General features: G+C 52.5%; 15 protein-coding genes and 1 tRNA gene. 8 read left to right on the forward strand and 8 right to left on the reverse strand.

All coding sequences use genetic code 11. From position 1 onward, the window contains the following. Window positions 1–41 precede the first annotated feature (41 nt). Window positions 42–941, reverse strand: coding sequence for an AraC family transcriptional regulator N-terminal domain-containing protein (locus ACTJJ1_RS10810; protein ID WP_440833548.1), 900 nt, complete (start codon window positions 939–941; stop codon window positions 42–44). Window positions 942–1,136: 195 nt separating this feature from the next. Here ACTJJ1_RS10810 and ACTJJ1_RS10815 point away from each other — a divergent pair, with 195 nt between their 5' ends. Both ACTJJ1_RS10815 and ACTJJ1_RS10820 read left to right on the forward strand, forming a co-directional pair. After that, window positions 1,137–1,730, forward strand: coding sequence for an NAD(P)H-dependent oxidoreductase (locus tag ACTJJ1_RS10815; RefSeq protein WP_440833550.1), 594 nt, complete (start codon window positions 1,137–1,139; stop codon window positions 1,728–1,730). A gap of 591 nt (window positions 1,731–2,321) precedes the next feature. After that, window positions 2,322–2,699 carry a nuclear transport factor 2 family protein gene (locus tag ACTJJ1_RS10820; protein ID WP_409442823.1) on the forward strand — a complete coding sequence of 126 codons (378 nt, stop codon included), beginning with the start codon at window positions 2,322–2,324 and terminating at the stop codon, window positions 2,697–2,699. A gap of 273 nt (window positions 2,700–2,972) precedes the next feature. Here ACTJJ1_RS10820 and ACTJJ1_RS10825 read toward each other — a convergent pair whose 3' ends face one another. Next, a complete protein-coding gene (locus ACTJJ1_RS10825; protein WP_037433339.1) occupies window positions 2,973–4,160 on the reverse strand; it encodes a sugar transporter in 1,188 nt (395 codons plus the stop codon). A 313-nt stretch (window positions 4,161–4,473) separates the two neighbouring features. On the opposite strand from ACTJJ1_RS10825, the gene ACTJJ1_RS10830 reads away from it, so the two are divergent. Further along, window positions 4,474–5,160: an aspartyl/asparaginyl beta-hydroxylase domain-containing protein gene (locus tag ACTJJ1_RS10830; protein WP_004946902.1), complete on the forward strand. Its 687-nt coding sequence runs from the start codon at window positions 4,474–4,476 to the stop codon at window positions 5,158–5,160. A gap of 39 nt (window positions 5,161–5,199) precedes the next feature. Here ACTJJ1_RS10830 and ACTJJ1_RS10835 read toward each other — a convergent pair whose 3' ends face one another. The 5 genes from ACTJJ1_RS10835 to ACTJJ1_RS10855 all read right to left on the reverse strand — a co-directional run bounded on the left by ACTJJ1_RS10835 (window position 5,200) and on the right by ACTJJ1_RS10855 (window position 10,342). Further along, on the reverse strand, window positions 5,200–5,916 hold the full coding sequence (locus tag ACTJJ1_RS10835; RefSeq protein ID WP_004946905.1) for an ABC transporter ATP-binding protein: 717 nt from the start codon (window positions 5,914–5,916) through the stop codon (window positions 5,200–5,202). Continuing rightward, window positions 5,913–6,788, reverse strand: a complete 876-nt coding sequence (locus ACTJJ1_RS10840; RefSeq protein WP_006319836.1) for an ABC transporter ATP-binding protein — start codon at window positions 6,786–6,788, stop codon at window positions 5,913–5,915. The genes ACTJJ1_RS10835 and ACTJJ1_RS10840 overlap by 4 nt, the downstream gene beginning before the upstream one ends. Continuing rightward, window positions 6,785–8,071, reverse strand: coding sequence for a high-affinity branched-chain amino acid ABC transporter permease LivM (gene livM, locus ACTJJ1_RS10845; RefSeq protein ID WP_006326582.1), 1,287 nt, complete (start codon window positions 8,069–8,071; stop codon window positions 6,785–6,787). Before livM ends, ACTJJ1_RS10840 begins: the two co-directional genes overlap by 4 nt. A 10-nt stretch (window positions 8,072–8,081) precedes the next feature. Next, window positions 8,082–8,996: an ABC transporter permease subunit gene (locus ACTJJ1_RS10850; RefSeq protein ID WP_004946913.1), complete on the reverse strand. Its 915-nt coding sequence runs from the start codon at window positions 8,994–8,996 to the stop codon at window positions 8,082–8,084. A 227-nt stretch (window positions 8,997–9,223) separates the two neighbouring features. Next, on the reverse strand, window positions 9,224–10,342 hold the full coding sequence (locus ACTJJ1_RS10855; RefSeq protein WP_440833555.1) for a branched-chain amino acid ABC transporter substrate-binding protein: 1,119 nt from the start codon (window positions 10,340–10,342) through the stop codon (window positions 9,224–9,226). A 488-nt stretch (window positions 10,343–10,830) separates the two neighbouring features. On the opposite strand from ACTJJ1_RS10855, the gene ACTJJ1_RS10860 reads away from it, so the two are divergent. Beyond that, window positions 10,831–10,906, forward strand: a tRNA-Asn gene (locus tag ACTJJ1_RS10860). Window positions 10,907–11,425: 519 nt separating this feature from the next. Beyond that, window positions 11,426–12,454 carry an LLM class flavin-dependent oxidoreductase gene (locus ACTJJ1_RS10865; protein WP_440833557.1) on the forward strand — a complete coding sequence of 343 codons (1,029 nt, stop codon included), beginning with the start codon at window positions 11,426–11,428 and terminating at the stop codon, window positions 12,452–12,454. Between the two features lie 219 nt (window positions 12,455–12,673). Here the strand turns inward: ACTJJ1_RS10865 and ACTJJ1_RS10870 are convergent, their stop codons facing one another. Further along, window positions 12,674–13,795: an ester cyclase gene (locus ACTJJ1_RS10870; RefSeq protein WP_440833559.1), complete on the reverse strand. Its 1,122-nt coding sequence runs from the start codon at window positions 13,793–13,795 to the stop codon at window positions 12,674–12,676. Window positions 13,796–14,867: 1,072 nt separating this feature from the next. Here ACTJJ1_RS10870 and ACTJJ1_RS10875 point away from each other — a divergent pair. The 3 genes from ACTJJ1_RS10875 to ACTJJ1_RS10885 form a co-directional block, all read left to right on the forward strand. Continuing rightward, the gene (locus ACTJJ1_RS10875) at window positions 14,868–15,455 is read left to right on the forward strand and encodes an FMN-dependent NADH-azoreductase (RefSeq protein WP_440833561.1); all 588 of its coding nucleotides are present in this window, start codon (window positions 14,868–14,870) and stop codon (window positions 15,453–15,455) included. A gap of 264 nt (window positions 15,456–15,719) precedes the next feature. After that, window positions 15,720–16,295, forward strand: a complete 576-nt coding sequence (locus ACTJJ1_RS10880) for a response regulator transcription factor (protein WP_440833563.1) — start codon at window positions 15,720–15,722, stop codon at window positions 16,293–16,295. 144 nt (window positions 16,296–16,439) lie between these two features. After that, window positions 16,440–17,647 (forward strand): DUF4214 domain-containing protein (locus tag ACTJJ1_RS10885; RefSeq protein WP_440833565.1); only part of this gene is annotated, 1,208 nt, incomplete at its 3' end.

The raw sequence follows: 17,647 nt of genomic DNA on the forward strand, positions 1-17,647 counted from the left end.
TTGAGAGCACTCAGGCGGGCCGTTTTGCATGTAGATTACGCTCAGCCGGCCGCGCGTATCCGTTTGATATCGCGTAAAGGAGGCGCGCCAAACAGGCGGGTATATTCCCGGCTGAACTGCGAGGCGCTCTCATAGCCTACCCGCACCGCCGCGCTGCCGGCGTCCAGCCCCTCATTCATCATCACCTGCCGAGCCTCCTGCAAACGCAGGCTCTTCAAATATTGCAGAGGGCTCATGCCGGTCAGAGCGCGGAAGTGCTGCCTGAATGTCGATGGACTCATGCAGGCTTTGGCAGCCAAGGCTTCCATCGACAAATCCTGCGCAAAGTTGAGTTTGAGCCACGACAACACCCGGGCGATTTGCTGGCTTGGCGATCCCTGCGCGACCAAATTCCGTAATGTCGGCCCATATTGCCCGTTCAGCAACCGAATGGTGATCTCCTGCAAGATCAGCGGGTAAATCGACGCCATCAACGCCGGTTCATCCAACAGGCTAACCAAGCGGCTCACCGCTTCCAGCAAGCCATCTTCCAGTTCGACTACCGATACCGCCCTGCCGCCGGACGCTTTCGCTCCGGCGACGACATCCGGATCGGCCGCCAGCTGCGAGATAAGCCGGGCGTCCAGTTCCAGGCGCAGCCCAAGATAGGGCTCGGCAACGCTGGCCTGGGTAACATAAGACACCACCGGCAGATCAACCGAGGTTATCAGCGACTGGCCAGGCCCGTAGTCGAAGATCTCATTGCCGAGCGTGACCCGCTTTCCCCCCTGAACGGTTAGCCCCAACCCCAGCCCGTAAATACAGGGCATCGGCGCCGTGACAGCATTTCTGCGGTAAATCGTCAGTGCAGGTATGGCGGTAGGGTAATCGCCATCGGCAGCGGCAATCTTCGCCACCAGACTGGCCAGCGCCGCGTTGTTTGCTCTGGTGTGGGTCAGCATTGGGTTCGTTCTCGTAATAAGCAGGGTCAGCAAAAAGTCTATCATCTCGCTGCCCTCTTATTGCAGGTATCAATGCCAATCCGTTGAATCAGGCAAGAATTGAATCGAATCCGGCAAGCGCTCCGCACCTTGTTCCGGCGATACTGTTCGCCATTGAGACATCGTCTTGGCCCTTCCCATCACACAGGTTCAATTATGAAAAACGTTCTGATAATCAACACGCACCAGTTATACGAAGGCATCTCGTCAGGCGGTTTAAATGCGACCCTGCTCGGCGTGATCCGCGACGAGATGGAAACGCGCGGCCATAAAGTGCAGCAGACCGCTATCGAGCAAGGTTACGATATTGCCGAAGAGGTGAGAAAACACCTTTGGGCCGACATCATTATCCTGCAATCGCCGGTCTACTGGTTCGGCACGCCCTGGATCTACAAAAAATATGTCGACGAGGTCTTTACCGCCGGGTTGATGCAACAGAGCATGCTGGTTGATGACGGCAGAACCCGCCAGGACCCGAACCGGCAATACGGCAGCGGCGGAAAAATGCAGGGCAAAAAATACATGCTGTCGTTAACCTGGAACGCCCCGCAGCAGGCATTCGACGATAATAATCAGCAGCTCTTCGCCGGCAAATCCGTCGATGACATCTTCGTCAGCAATACCGCCAATTATAAATTCTGCGGCGTCGATATCGTTCCCGCCTTCTCGTGTTTCGACGTGATCAAATCACCGGACATCAGCAATGACATAGAACGGCTGAAACAGCACCTGGCGAACGCATTCGGCTAAGCAGCGCAACATTTCCCGCTTCATCATTTTCGACCGCCGGCGATACCTGCCGCAATCCCCGCTTAAGGCAACTTAAGCGGGCTTTTTATTGCTCGACACCACTCACTGCAATAAAACTTTCGAAGAAATTATTTCAGTAGCTATTATTCAACTGAATTTATAGCAAGTGTGTAGTTTTCTCAATTTAACGAGGCTACAGAATGTAGTCATAAACGATTTCCAATCTCTTTACCTACTGAATAATAAAACAAGAATCATTATAAAAATAAATTTAAAAAATTATTATGTTACGCTAACAACCATCACCCTCATCAATTAACAATAAAATAATTAGCTACGATTAGTTTTTTATTACCATAAGAATCCAAAACAAAGAATTATCCAACGAAAAACACTGAAATATAAAAATAACAAATTGAATTAAGTAACAACAAATAAACAACATTGAAATAATAAGTTAAAAGTGATAATTTTAAATTCCATCGAGAAAATAAAATTTTTAATTATAACTATTTTGCATGACACCCAGGGGAAACGTCAGGGTCAGGAAAGTGAGGTTATACAAGAGCAAATTGATTTGAAGAGGATAATTTGACCAAGATTGCATCGAATTTAGAGTTAATGAGAAAAGAATGGTACAACGCATTTTTTTCTCTAAATATTGATATGCTCGACTATCTTGAAGCTGAATGGTTTTTTTCGACTAACGGCGAAATGTTGGTTTATAAAAAGCACCAACTCAGAAAACTATCTCTTTTAAAGTCAAAAGATCCAAGATCGATGGGTGGTATCAAGCGAAAGGAAATTGATGTTCATATCATCACCTTTGATGGGCTAGCATCTATAACTGGATCAGCTGAAATAACAGAAAGAAATGGTGATATTCGGAAAATAAACTTCATTGAAAGTTGGATGAAAATTAACGACTGCTGGAAACTTCAATTCCAAACTTTTGAAGATAGAAAATAACTAAGTCATCGCCCCTTTTTAGGGGCGTTATTTTAAAGTAAAAGCAAGATAAAGTTGCCTGAGTTGACTACTGATAATATCCCCATAGCAAGTATCTGTGTTGTACGACGACATCATAGATACATCACCCACATCATTGGTTATAAGCTTGCCATATCCTATCGATAATGTTGCGGGTGCTGCGGTAAAAAACGCACTACCAATCGGTGTTTATGCTATTGGGCCGCTTGCATGCGCATGACGGTGCGGTACAAGAAAAGTAAACGCCAACCGTCAGGCCCGATGCTGCAACAGACGCTCGCTGCGATAAAAGCTAAGCAGGCACCAGCCCAGAGCAATCAGCGCCAGCGGCGCGCCGACAAAGCCGATATTGCCCATGCCCAGGTGCAGGCTGACCTGATTGCCCAGCAGCGCACCCGCGCCGATACCGAAATTGTACAACCCGGAGTAGATTGACATCGCGACGTCGGTGGCATCCGGCGCCAGGTTCAACACCTTGGCCTGCATCGACAGGCCAATCGCCATGATCGCCACGCCCCATACCGCAAACAACAGCGTCAGGTGGGTCTCATCGCCGGAGGCCGGCAGCAGCAGTAACAGGCTCAACATCAACAATGCGATGGCGCCGATGAAAAAGCCCGACGGGAAACGTTCGCTGAAGCGGCTGAACAACAGGCTGCCGAAAATGCCGGCGGCACCGAACAACAACAGCATCAGGGTAGTAAAGTTTTCCGACAGCCCGGCCACGGTCTGGATAAAGGGTTCGATATAGCTGTAGGCGGTAAAATGCGCCGTCACCACGATAATGGTCAGCATGTACAGGCGGACCAGCGCGGGGCGCTTAAACAGCACCGGCACGCTGGCCAGGGAGCCGGAATGCTCGCTTTTCAGTACCGGCAGCAGACGCCACAGCAGCGCCAGCGCGAAAGTGGCGCAGACCGCGATGCCGATAAAGGTCATGCGCCACCCCAGCAGTTGGCCGACGATGCGCCCCAACGGCAGGCCAAGCACCATCGCCAGCGCGGTGCCGCCCGCCAGCATGCTCAACGCGTGCGCTTTCTTGCCTGCAGGGGCCACGCGAATCGCCAGCGAGGCGGTGATCGACCAGAATACCGAGTGGGCCAGTGCGACCCCGGCGCGGGAAATCACCAGCGTGGTGAAGTTCCACGCCACGGCGGTCAACACATGGCTGGCGATAAACAGAACAAATACCCCGATCAGCAGTTTACGGCGCTCAATCTTGCTGGTCAGCAGCATGCACACCAGTGAGGCGGCGGCGACGATCCAGGCGTAAATCGTGATGATCAACCCGACCTGCTCGGTTTGCATCGAGAAGCTTTGGGCGATATCGCTCAATAACCCGACCGGAATAAACTCGGTGGTATTGAAGATAAAGGCCGAGATGGCGAGGACAACCACGCGCAACCAGGCGGTTGAGCGCGAGACGTGGGTGTGTTCCATATTTAACGGGGTCCGGACAGATGCGAGCAGTAGCGATATTTTAACCAACTGCGGTTTAAAATGCGATATTCGTCACATTTTTATTGTGCTGTATTTTTCGAAAACCTGCTCAGGCCGACACCTGACTCGCTGCCGAACAGGCCCCCGTTGCCGGTAGATCTGCCTGGCCGCTCCCCCGCTTCCCCCCTCCTGTCTCAGCACAGGCCGTTACCACTCCCGCATGGCGAAATGCTGTGCTAATCTGTTGAACCCATACCTTTTTTTCTCACAGTATTTGATCACCCGGCAGTCGCACCTTATTAACGAGGAAACCATGTCATTTATCTATGATTGGGCAGTGCTGCGGTTACGCGGTATTTACGATCGCCGCATCTCCGGCGCGCCGGTACTCGACAGCGATCGCCTGTTCCCCGACGCACAGCGTTTTACAGCCGCCTGGCCGCAGATACGTGACGAGGCGCTGAGCGTTGCCCAGGATCTGCGCAATATCCCGCGTTTTCACGAGATCATGAGCGAACAGGCGTCGATCTCCGCCAATGACGCGCGCGACTGGCGGATGTTTATCATGCAGGCCTATGGCCAGCCGATAACCCGCAATCTTGAACGCTGCCCGACGCTTGCCGAATTGATCGCCACCTCGCCGGATGTGCTTTCCGCTTCGCTGTCTTTCCTGGCACCCGGCAAACAGGTGCCGGCGCACCGTGGCCCGTTTCGCGGCATTCTGCGCGGTTATCTGGTGCTGTCGATGCCCAAACGGGCCGACGGCGTTCCCGCTGCGGTGTTGAAAGTCGATGGACGCGAATACCGGTTGAACGAGGGAGAATTTATGCTGTGGGACGATACCTTCGAACACGAAGTGTGGAACGACAGCGAGGAAGTGCGTACCGTGCTGCTGCTGGATATTCGCCGCCGCGATTTGCCCGCCGGCCTGCGTTTGTTGTCCAACGGCATCATCGCGCTGGTGCGGCTGAACGTACGCTGGATCCAACGCCAGTTCTGAATCGATGGCCGGGAGCCTCCTGGCCCCCGGCATGAGGGTTCAAATCCCGCCCAGATAGGCTTTCCTCACCTCCTGATTGCTCAACAACTCCGCACCGCTGCCGGTCAGACGAATTTGGCCGTTGACCATCACATAGCCGCGATCGGACAATTTCAGCGCATGGTTGGCATTTTGTTCCACCAGAAACAGCGTCATGCCGCCACGGGTCAGCTCGCGCAGAATACTGAAGATCTGTTTGACGATAATCGGCGCCAGGCCCAGGCTCGGCTCGTCCAACAGCAGCAGCTTCGGCCGGCTCATCAGCGCACGGGCAATGGCCAACATTTGCTGCTCGCCGCCGGACATGGTCATCGCGCGCTGGTTGCGCCGCTCCTTCAGTCGCGGGAACAGATCGAACATGCGTTGCAAATCTTCATCCACATAACGGTTGCCGACAGTAATAGTGCCCATCAGCAGGTTTTCCTCCACGCTCATATCCGGGAAAATACGCCGACCCTCGGGTGCCTGGGCGATGCCGCTGCTGGCAACGTAGTGGGTGGAACGCTGGCTGATATCCTCGCCGCAAAACAGGATCTGCCCGCCGCTGATACGCGGCTGGCCGAAAATTGACATCAGCAGCGTGGATTTCCCCGCGCCGTTGGCACCGATCAGCGCTACCGTTTCCCCTTCGTTCACCTGCAGCGACACTTGCTGCAACGCCTGGATCGGGCCATAAAACACGTCTACGTCGCGAAACTCCAACATCGCATTGCTCATCCCGCCAGCTCCTCTTCATCTGCGCCAAGGTAAGCGGCGATCACCGTGTCGTTATGCTGAATTTCTTTCGGCGTACCCTCGGCGATGACGTCGCCGTGATCGAGCACTATCACCCGATCGGAGATCTCCATCACCATGCCCATATCGTGTTCGATCAACAGCACCGTAATGCCGTGATGCTGGCGCAGAAAACGGATAATGCGGCTCAGCGTCGCCGTCTCCACCGGGTTCAGCCCGGCGGCCGGTTCGTCGAGACAAATCATCTCCGGCGTGGTGCACATGGCGCGGGCGATCTCCAGCCGCCGCTGCTGGCCGTAGGACATCTCCCCCGCCAGCCGGTTGGCGCAGTCCGTCAGCTCCACCACCTCCAGCCAGTAGAAAGCGCGATTCAGCGCATCGTTTTCCGCCCGGCGATAACCGGGCGTATTGAGCACGCCGGCGATCAAATTGCGGTTGCTCAGCATGTGCTGGGCCACCAGCAGATTCTCCACCACCGACATCTCGCGGAACAGCCGGATATTCTGGAAGGTGCGCGCCAGCCCGGCGCGATTGACCAGATGGGTGCCGCCGAACATTTTATAGTAGACGCGCGACCCGAGCCGCTTTGGGTTAACCCAGTCGCCGGCGCGGAACTTCTGCCCCAACACCTGGATAACGTCGGTCGGCCGCTTATGGGTGTTGAGCAGGATCGCGCCGCCGGTGGCGCGGTAGAAACCGGTCAGGCAGTTGAACACCGTGGTTTTTCCTGCACCGTTAGGGCCAATCAATGCGGTGATGGAGCCGCGTTCAACCGACAGATTCACGTCGTTCAGCGCCTTGATGCCGCCAAAATGCATCATCAGGTGCTCAACCCGCAAGATAGCGTCGCTCATGGCACCACCCCCTTGCGCGGCGCAAAGCTGGTGCGGCTGATACGGACCAGCCCGCGCGGCCGCCAGATCATCATCGCCACCATCAGCACGCCGAACAGCAGCACCCGGTATTCGGCAAAGCTGCGCAGCAGTTCCGGCGCCACCGTGAGCACAAACGCCGCCAGCACCACGCCGATGGTCGACCCCATGCCGCCCAGCACCACGATCGCCAGGATTAACGCCGACTCAAAGAAGGTGAACGACGTGGGATTGACGAACCCCTGGTAGGTGGCGAAAAACACCCCGGCCAGACCGGCGGTTGACGCGCCCATCATAAAGGCCGACAGCTTCACCAGCACGTGGTTCAGGCCAAGCGAACGGCAGGCGATTTCATCCTCGCGCAACGCCTCCCAGGCGCGGCCAATCGGCATGCGCGTCAGCCGGTGTTTGATGTACAGCACCAGCAGCACCACCAGGAACAGCACCGCATAGATAAAAATAAACTTCAGGTTGGGATTGTAGGCAATACCGAGGAATTCGTGGATCGGCACGCCGCCGTCCTTCGCCCGCCGGCCAAACTCCAGGCCGAAGAGCGTCGGGGCCGGCACCGAAATGCCGTTTGGCCCGCCGGTCAGCGACATCCAGTTATTCAGCACCAGCCGGATGATTTCACCGAACCCCAGCGTGACGATCGCCAGATAGTCGCCGTGCATGCGCAACACCGGGAACCCCAGCAGCGCCCCCGCCAGCGCCGCCATCAGCGCCCCCAGCGGCAGCATCGCCCAGAACCCCAGCCCGAGATACTGGTAGCCCAGCGCCAGCCCGTAGGCGCCGATGGCGTAAAACGCCACGTAGCCCAGATCCAGCAACCCGGCCAGCCCAACCACGATGTTCAGCCCCAGCCCAAGCAACACGTAAATCAGCCCCAGTATCGCCACCGTCAACAGATATTTGGTGGCGACGAACGGGAACAACAGCGCAATCACCGCCATCAGCGGGATTATCCAGCGCAGGCTGGTCTTGGCCCCTATCGGCCGGACATACACCCCGTCATTGCCGCCGTCGAACCGCGCCAGTACCTTGCGCCCCGGCGCAGTTTGCAGGAACAGGCTCAGTAGCAGCCGCCCGGCCATCACCGCGGCAATAATCCACACCAACCGGCGCGGCTCAAAGTTAAAACTGTAGCCGTTCAGCACGATGCCAACGATCGGCCCGAACACGATCAGGGCGATCAGCCCCGCCAGCACGGCGTCCAGCAGGCTGCGTTTCACGTTCAGCCCTTGGTGAACCACTGTTTGCGACATAGTTTCCCCCTCAAACCTTAGCGACCATTGGCCGTCCGAGCAGGCCCTGAGGGCGGAAAATCAGGATCACTACCAGCAGCCCGAAGGAGAAAACGTCTTTGTAATCCGAGTTCACCATACCGGCGAACTGCGCCTCCGCCACGCCCAGCAGCAGGCCGCCCAGCATTGCGCCGGGCAACGAGCCGATGCCGCCCAGCACCGCAGCGGTAAAGGCTTTGATGCCGATGATAAAGCCGACGTAGAAATCGAAGGTGCCGTAGTTCATGGTAATCAACACTCCCGCCAGCCCGGCCATCGCAGCGCCAATCACGAACACCAGGGAAATCACCCGGTCAGTGTTGATGCCGAGAATCGACGCCATCTTGCGGTCTTGCTGAGTGGCGCGGCAGATACGCCCCAGCCGGGTGTGCTGGATCACGTAGGTAAGAATGGCCATCCCCAGCAAGGACGCGACCAGAATAAACACCTTGGTGTAGGTAATCTGGATCACCCCGCCGTCAAAACCGATGCGGAACACGCCATCCAGCAGCGTTGGGATCCCCTGCTGCCGCGGCCCCTGGCTGATTTGCGCGTAGTTTTGCAGGATCAGTGACATGCCGATGGCGGAGATCAAGGGTGCCAGGCGGGTGGAATTGCGCAGCGGTTTGTAGGCGATGCGTTCGATCACCCAGCCGTACACGCCGGTGATCACGATAGTAAACACCAGCGTGCCGAGGATCAGCAGCGGGAACGAGTGCAAACCGAAGAATGACAGCAGCGCCAGCCCGATGGCGCACAGATAGGCGGAGATCATATACACCTCGCCGTGGGCGAAGTTGATCATGCCGATGATGCCGTAAACCATGGTGTAGCCGATGGCGATCAGGCCATAAACCGCACCGAGCGTCAGGCCGTTAATCAGCTGTTGCAGGAAGAAAACATCCATAATTTGCAGTCTCGCCTGGAGGGGCCGCAAACGAAGTCCGACGCGGCCCAAGGAAGTATCGGAACGGATCCGCCCAATGCGCAGATCCGTAACCAGTATTTCTCCAATGGATTTCAAGTTGCAGCTAGGCGGCAAACACGTGAGTCCCCAGGAACTTAGACCCACTAAGTGACTGGGGTGAACGTGTGCAGCCAACAACGCTGCCGCTTGAAAGACGCAGGAGAAAATTAGAGTTGGTGGTATTTACCCTTGTCGTCCCACTGATAGACCACGTAGTCCGATACTTTCAGGTCGCCCTTTTTATCCCAGGCCTTTTTGCCCATCACGGTATCCACGTCATGCGATTTCAGCCATTCGCTGGCCTTGGCGCTGTCTTTGCCGCCGGTCGCGTTGAAGGCGGCGGCAATCGCCTGGATGGAAGCGTAGGAATAGAGGGTGTAACCTTCCGGCTCAAAACCGCTGGCGCGGAACTTGGCGATGACCGCCTTGCCTTCCGGGATTTGGCGCGGATCGTTGCCGAAGGTCATCAGCACGCCGTTGGTGTACTGCGGCCCGCCGGCAGCGGTCACCAGCTCTTCGGTCACCACGCAGTCACCGGAGAAGAACTTGGCGGTCACGCCCTGCTCGCGCATCTGGCGCACCAGCGGCCCGGCTTCCGGATGGCAGCCGCCGAAGTAGACCACGTCCGGTTTGACCGAAGCGATTTTGGTCACCAGCGCGTTAAAGTCTTTTTCGCCGCGCGACAGCCCTTCATACAGCACCTCTTTCACGCCGCGTTTGTTCATCTCCGCCCTGGCGGCATCCGCCAGCCCCTGGCCGTAGGTGTCTTTGTCGTGGATCACCGCAATGCGTTTGGCCTTCAGGGTGTTCAGCATGTAGTTGGTGGCGATAACCCCCTGCTGATCGTCACGGCCGCACATGCGGAACATGTTGGTCATGCCGCGCTCGGTAATTTGCGGGTTGGTGGAACCGGGGGTGATGGCGATGATGCCAGCCTCGTCATACACCTCGGAGGCAGGCATGGTGGAGGATGAGCAGAAGTGGCCGACTACCGCCGAAACCTTGTCCTGATCGACCAGACGGTTGGCGACCGCCACCGCCTGTTTCGGTTCGCAGGCGTCGTCGCCCTGCACCAGTTTGATTTTTTCCCCTTTAATCCCACCGGCAGCGTTAATATCCGCCGCCGCCTGCGAAGCACCGCGCCAGTACTGATCGCCATAGGTCGCATTCGGCCCGGAGAAGGGCCCGGCAACGCCGATAACGATATCGGCCTGAGCGTAAAAAGCAGAACCTAAACAACCGATAAGCAGAGCAGCGAGCGGACTTTTAATGAATTTCGATGACATTGTTGTTTTCCTCAGCACTGTTTTAGCAAAACGCCCAAAGGCGCGGAGCAATCACTTTATGTGTAGACGGGGAAAATAATTTGCGCGAGAGCGCAGTCGCATTACCCGCATTTAGGTAAGCAAAAATCCAGCCATTGTGACGGCCAATACATATTTTCTGATTATTCATCCTACATATCAGTGAGCAAATGGGGACGATCGCTGCCCTCAGGAGGCTGAACGGGGACCTGCGCGCTAACCGCGCAGAGGAATTTTTTTGGCACTCTGGCCGGTCGGGAATGCCCTTTCACCCACTCGCACCATAAGCGTGCAATCGCCGGTGCAAGGACAATGGCAGGAGTTTTCTGATGGCAAACCCCGCAAATGGACGGGATGAGTGCTGAAAAACGACGCAACATGCTCATTCTGACAGCAAACGCGCTTTTTCCTCACTTTAGTGCTTTGACAAACCCACGGCACCCCGCTATTATTCGCCCCGTTCACACGATTCCTCTGTAGTTCAGTCGGTAGAACGGCGGACTGTTAATCCGTATGTCACTGGTTCGAGTCCAGTCAGAGGAGCCATATTAGAGAAGCCCGCTCAGGGAAACCTGAGCGGGCTTTTTGCTATTCTGCGATCTTATCGCACCTCGTTCACATGTAATCTCATCCTGGTACATCTTCAGTTTTCCCTCCGCATCGGAAGGAATTGGTCGTCTGATATGAGGTCATTTAAGTTTGATTATGGAGTAACTATCAAATGTCTCTTAACGACTCAAAAAGCCACAGTCCCCAAGCCTTCTGAAAGCCCTTCAAAATCTGGCCATCGCTCAAAATCAATTCAGCAAAAAACCAGAGCCCTTCGTCTTTTCTGAGCACCATTCAAGGGCAGGAACCCGTGGATATTCAGATATCTGCTGTTAAATGATTCACTAAACGGTTTTACAGGGCATTCCAGCAGATGGTCACCGGGAGTTTACAAAAACTAAGATGTATCTACCGAGGGTAATGATTCTAATGTTACCAGGGCACTCAAATGTGCCTCCTTTACACAATCAATTTTCTATTCTTATCATCTATCACTATTAAAGAGGTGATATAAAAATGGAAATAGGCATTTTCACGTTCGCAGACGTCGGTTTCGGCGAAGATAAAGTCGCTGCTGCACAACGAATTCCCGAAATTATCGAAGAGATAGTCTTGGCTGATCAGGTCGGATTGTCCGTATTTGGTTTAGGTGAACACCACAGAAAGGAATTCAGTGTGCCCGCACCGGCGGTGATTCTGGCTGCAGCCGCAGCTCGCACACACAAAATTCGCCTGAGCAGCGCAGTCACGGTACTCAGTTCCGACGATCCAGTGCGGGTTTTCGAACAATTCACCGCCCTTGATCTGGTCTCGCAAGGTCGAGCTGAGATCATGGCTGGACGAGGGGCGTTCCTGGAGTCTTTCCAATTGTTCGGTCATAGCATAAACGACTATACAGCCCTGTTTGAAGAGAAGCTCGAACTACTATTGGCCTTGCGCAAAGATGAACCCGTGACGTGGTCGGGACGTTTTCGCAGCCCGTTGCACAACGTGATCGTCCATCCAAGGCCAGTGCAAAAACTGTTGCCGATCTGGCGGGCAGTCGGCGGTAACCCTGAGTCCGTCGTGCAGGCGGGGCGGGATGGCCTTCCAATGGCCCTGGCTATGCTGGGGGGCAAGTTATCTCAGTTCGCCCCACTTTTCGATCTCTATCGTCATTCGTTAACCCAACATGGTCATCAGCCACAGCCGACAGCCATCAGTGTGCATGGCTTTGTCGCACCTACGACACGTGAAGCCGCCGATAAGTATTTTCCTGGTGATTCAGCGATTATGAATAGCATTGGCGCTGAACGCGGAATACCTCCAATGACCAGGGCATCCTTCGACCAAAAAATCCTTTCGGATGGTGCTTATTTAGTCGGGTCGCCGGAGGAAGTTGCTAATAAAATCGTGCGCATGCACCAGTTATTTGGCCACCAACGTACATTGATCCAGCTTGCTGTGGGGTCCATGTCTCATCGCGACATCATGCAGGCAATTGAATTGCTTGGTAGTCGTGTACTGCCTTTGGTTCGCCAGAAGATCTCCCTTGCAAGCGTCTAAGGAGCTGTGACGGAGGGCAAAAACATTTGTCCAGTGTATCAACGCTGATTTTGATCCCCGTTGCGCCGGCGAAGATAACTATCGCCGGCGCCGTATAGAGCATCTTCCAGTCCCCTCCTCGTGCCCCCTGGACCAAATCCGGCAGCCTCATATCCCCATCATCCCTGCATGTTATTGTTTGCCGCCACCACGAACCGTAGCGGCGACATCTGGATTCACTTACTGTGTAAGACCGAGTTGCTTCATAAACGCGGCGTTGTCATAGATCAGATACTCAGCATCCATCACACCGTCCTTCCAATGGCTTAAAGTGGTCATTGTGACCTTGAATTGCTTACCCGTAGGGGGAATCGGGGCTCCACCGGCCGGATTTCGCATCTTGCCGGTGAAAGTGCCCTCCATGACGCCTACAAGTGCTGTCCATTCGCCAGTACCAAATCGAACCGGATGTTGGCGGATAATGAGGTTTGGTGCAAAGGCGAACAATTCCTTAATATCTTGTGTATGAGGTTCCAGACCATGAGTCACATGTCCATCGGGCCACATAACCAGGATATCTTTACTGTGGGTCTCTGGCAGACGAGTCAGATGCGGAAGACCAAAGACGTCGAAATCCATTTCGTCGAGTGCAAAGAGGCGTTTTTGGATAACATAATCCAGGTGAGCTTGGCCAACTGGCGGGAACAGGCTCTTGGTATCTTTCGGGCCGTAATCCTGGCCAATCGCCGCTGGCGCAACACCGATCTGCTGCGAAACGGCAGCGTTGTCGAAGAACACATATTGCTGATCGATAACGCCGTCCTTCCAATGGGAAATGGTGACGATGTTAATTTTGAAAGGCTTGTTCGTAGGTTTAATCGGTGCGCCTGCAGAATTCTGCAGCGGCTGGCTGAAAGTTCCTTCCGAGACTGCCATCAATGCGGTCCAGTCCCCGCTCGCAAACTTGATCGGGTGCCCTGTCACGCGAACATTCGGCGCGAAAGTAAAGCGCGTCTTCAAATCGGCGAGATAAGCGTCAACGCCCTTGGTCGAATGCCCGTCCGTATACGTAACGACAAGATTTTTGTCATAGGACTTGCGCAGTGTGTCCCAGTTTTTGTTGTTATAGGCGGTGAAGTCGATCGCTTCAAGCGTCGCGAGGTTCTTGGCTTCGCTTGCGGTCGGCACCGCCTGCTGGCCAGGAAGCGGCTTGTTGAAGGCGTTTTGACTCAGCGGATATTTGTCTTCAGCATGGCTGGTGTTGGCAAAGCCGGCGGAGGCAAGACTGCTGATGAGGAAGACCGCAAGACGGGTTTTGCTCACACGTTTTGTGGATGGTCGCATATTTGAGAGATCAGACATAAGATAACTCCATGATTCATATTAGAGGTTGCCTCGTTGTAATAAGCGCTAAGGAACGCTTTCAGGGCGAAGCGATGTTGCAAACTTGGGTTAGACTGCCGTCGCCCAATTAACACTAATTTATGTTTCGCTTGTTACAAGCTGGATAGGGACGATGCATTACAGACAAGTTCCGCAACAAGCTTAACGAGTTTAGTTTCCAGGTTGAGTTCTGAAACTTAATTTATAGTACTTGCTTAACCATGCCGTATAATCAGACGAGAAAAAGAAGCCACCCCATAGCATAGCCAGCCAATCCTGCGATGATTAGTAAACAGATTGCATAAAAAAAATTTGAACTCAAAATAGTAAACTTTTAAAAAACCGCAAAAAATTCTGCAGGCAAGTGGATAAAGTAGTTGGTAACCCAACCGTAATACTGACAACAAAATACATCACCATTATTTTATTTAAGATAGCCAAGTCACAACTTAACAGCAAGAGTAATTCCCCACCCCCATTGCATATAGGAATATTCGTAACTTTCTTCATTTTTTTCCAGCGACGGGATTTTTTTGATGAAATGCGTCTGAAGTGCCAACGCCTATCACTCCAGTTGAAATATAATATAGCTTGTTCCCCTACGACCAGCGCTTGATAAGAACGCAGTATTAACAATACCAAATACCTGACCGACGCAGTAAACCATTAATCAAAAACCTTGAAAAACATACCTTATCCAAAGAGAAACACGCTGAGGCGCGAACCCTCATCAGGTAATTCCTGAGATGAATGGTATACACCCCCCCCCCAACCATCAGCACCTTCTATACGCCAGGCATGGGTGAAAATCGCCTGACTCTCGATGGATAAGACCGCGAACAGGGCAATTTTCTAAGCTGGATTCAATCTGCGATAAAGGTTTTTAAAAAATGAATATTCTTTTTTTCAAGGAGTGTATTCAGCAACTTAGTCTAAAAATAATGTCCAATAGGACTCGAACGGTCCTTGGTATCATTTATGTGCCTTCTTGTATGCCTGTAAATATGATTTTAGTATTCATTTTAAACCTGTCCCTTGTAAGGAACCACACGTGAAATTGCTCCACCTTGACTCTAGTATTCTTGGCCATAACTCAGTCAGCCGTCAGTTATCTGCTGATATTGTTAGTAAAGTTAAGATAAAGAACCCTGCGATATCTGTCTCTTACCATGATCTCGTAGGCAATCCGATCCCTCATCTCTCTGGTGCCTATCTTGCTGCCGCCCAGGATCTTACCGGAGAAAACGACACGACTCTGCATGTGCTGGATGAATTCCTGGCCGCTGATATCGTTGTTATTGGCACTGCGCTATACAACCTTGGCATATCTAGTCAACTCAAGGCTTGGGTCGACCGGATTACTGTTAACGGTAAGACATTCCGCTACACAGATAAAGGGCTGCAAGGTTTGGCCGGTAGCAAAAAGGTTGTGCTTGCCGTCGCACGTGGTGGCTACTACGGTCCAGAGTCTCCAGCAGCGGCTATGGAACATGCAGAAGCCTATATGCGTGCAATATTTAGTTTTATCGGAGTGACCGACATTCAGGTTGTTATCGCTGAAGGGTTGAATCTTGGTCCCGAAAAACGTGAACAGGCACTGACTTCTGCTGCACGGCAGATCAACGAACTTAATGTATAAAACCAGCGACATCGAGAGTTTATACATAACTAAAACAGCTTAAAGTTTAGCATCATTAACTCAATGATATAAAATTTAATTTTTTATATGCACATGAAATAGAAAAAAAACGCCCTATTTCTTTTATAAGGAATAGGACGTCAGATGTCATTAAAAACCACCTATATCGTACAGGACTTGACCTTGGAAATTTGAATGGCATGCAATGCAATAGCTCACATCATTAATTTTTAATAGTTCAACTTCCTGTTTCTTGGCGGATAATTGAAAACACACATAATTTCTGATGATACTTTTTTTGCCTTGGGCTGTGAGAGGATTTTTCATGTTAATGCCTATTCTATAAACATAATAATGGCAAATCAATCATGTTCCATTGAGATATCTGAAAAGATAGGGAGCGATGATATTGTATTGGTGGCCATGGGCTCACACCTTAGAACGCAAAAAGTTCTCGAGCGACTCTCATGTATTGGTGCGGAAGCAATCTTGTTCATCGACATGCCAAAAAAAACAGTGAGAGAGCTAACCTGGATATATGGTTTTATGTCTAAAAAAATGCCAATTGAACAGCTAATCCCCAGTTTCAACAGTATAAGTCGACAGCCAGGGAATAAAGCAAAGCTATTATCAAAACGAGAAAAACAAGTGATGGACGAACTTTTGAAAGGGATTTCTTTTAAAGACATATCAGAGTCAATGAAAATATCATTAAAAACAGTTTATGCACACCGCCGTAACGCTTTAAAGAAAATAGGGTTAAGGCACGCTAATTCTTTTTCTTACGTTGGCTATCAAAACTACATTGCCAATAGCAGCATCAAACTAATCAGTTATTAAAAACGTGCAATAGCGCGACTTTTAATAACCAAATAAATCTAAACCCCTTTGCCATGGCAACGGGGTTCGGGTACGGGTGAGCTTCGAACTCGCGCGTTCATTGACATACATTGATATCAATATCTTTTTAAGGAAGTAACCTATATGGCCAGTTTAATTTATCAACAAGAAGCTGTTGCGCTTGCTTATGCTGTTTTAGGGCGTAATCTGGATGAAACTAGCTATGAGTATTTTGGCAAGCAGCTTGAAAACGGCTCTCGTACCGCCGATTCCTTTGTCACCGCGTTATTCAGCGGCAGCGAAGGGGCTGGGAAATATGCTGGAAAAACAGATACCGCTATCTTAAACCAGGTTTACAGCAATATTTATAAAACAACAGCAGACGCCAGTTATATCCAGTCGTTGTTGAGTTCAGGCGCAAGCGTTAACAGCATCGTGGCTAAAATGGTCACCGACGTGTTGTATTACAGCGGGTTCGATAGCGCCACGCTCACGGCACAGCAGACGTTTGAAACACAAATCGATACCGCATTGTATTCTGCTGCGTCATCAACGGCAAAAGCGAACGCTGCGGATGTGGAAGCCTTATTCTACGTGGTGGGTGCAACTCAGGTGGCTGCAAGCATCAACACCTACGGGACGCAACTCGCTAACGGGACCAAGACTCTTGTACAGTTGGCTACCTCTTTCGTCAACGCGAAGGCGCCAGCCTCCCTGTACAACGATCAACAGTTTGTCTCTCTCCTGTATAACAACGCTTACCTGCGCGCTCCTTCGGCGGTAGAAACCAGCTACTATGTCAACAAATTGGCTGCCGGCACATCAACCCGCGCCGATGTTGTGCTGGAAATCATCAGCACGCTGCGTGGTGTCGTTACTGCGACCGATGCGGCTGCACAGACGCAGTTTATTAATGCGACCCATGTTTACAATGCCGGTGAATTACCTGCGTTGTCCTATCAGGAACAGGTCGCTGCCCTGTATCTGGGGGTGCCGGATCGTGGCGTTGATGCTCAGGGGCTGGACACCTGGAGCAAACAGTTAGCCTATGGCGTCACCTATAATGCGTTGACCACTAAACTGATCAATTCAACCGAGTTCCAGGCCAAGGGTGCCAACCTGACAGGCAGCGCCTTTGTTCAACACGTTTTCACCGCCGTTCACGGCGTAGCGGCAACGGCAGCGCAGTTGGCTACCTACACCGCACTGGGGACAGATAAAACGGCAGTGACCCTGGCCATCATCAACGATCTGCGCAATTCCACCGCAACGGACAACGCTACCGTTTCGCAACAGCATGCCTTTGAGGCAGATATCGGTAGCAGCCTGCTGTATAAAACCGCAGCGACGCT

The sequence above is a fragment of the Serratia sp. 22264 genome (genome assembly GCF_052045345.1).
Classification (GTDB): Bacteria; Pseudomonadota; Gammaproteobacteria; order Enterobacterales; family Enterobacteriaceae; genus Serratia; species Serratia plymuthica.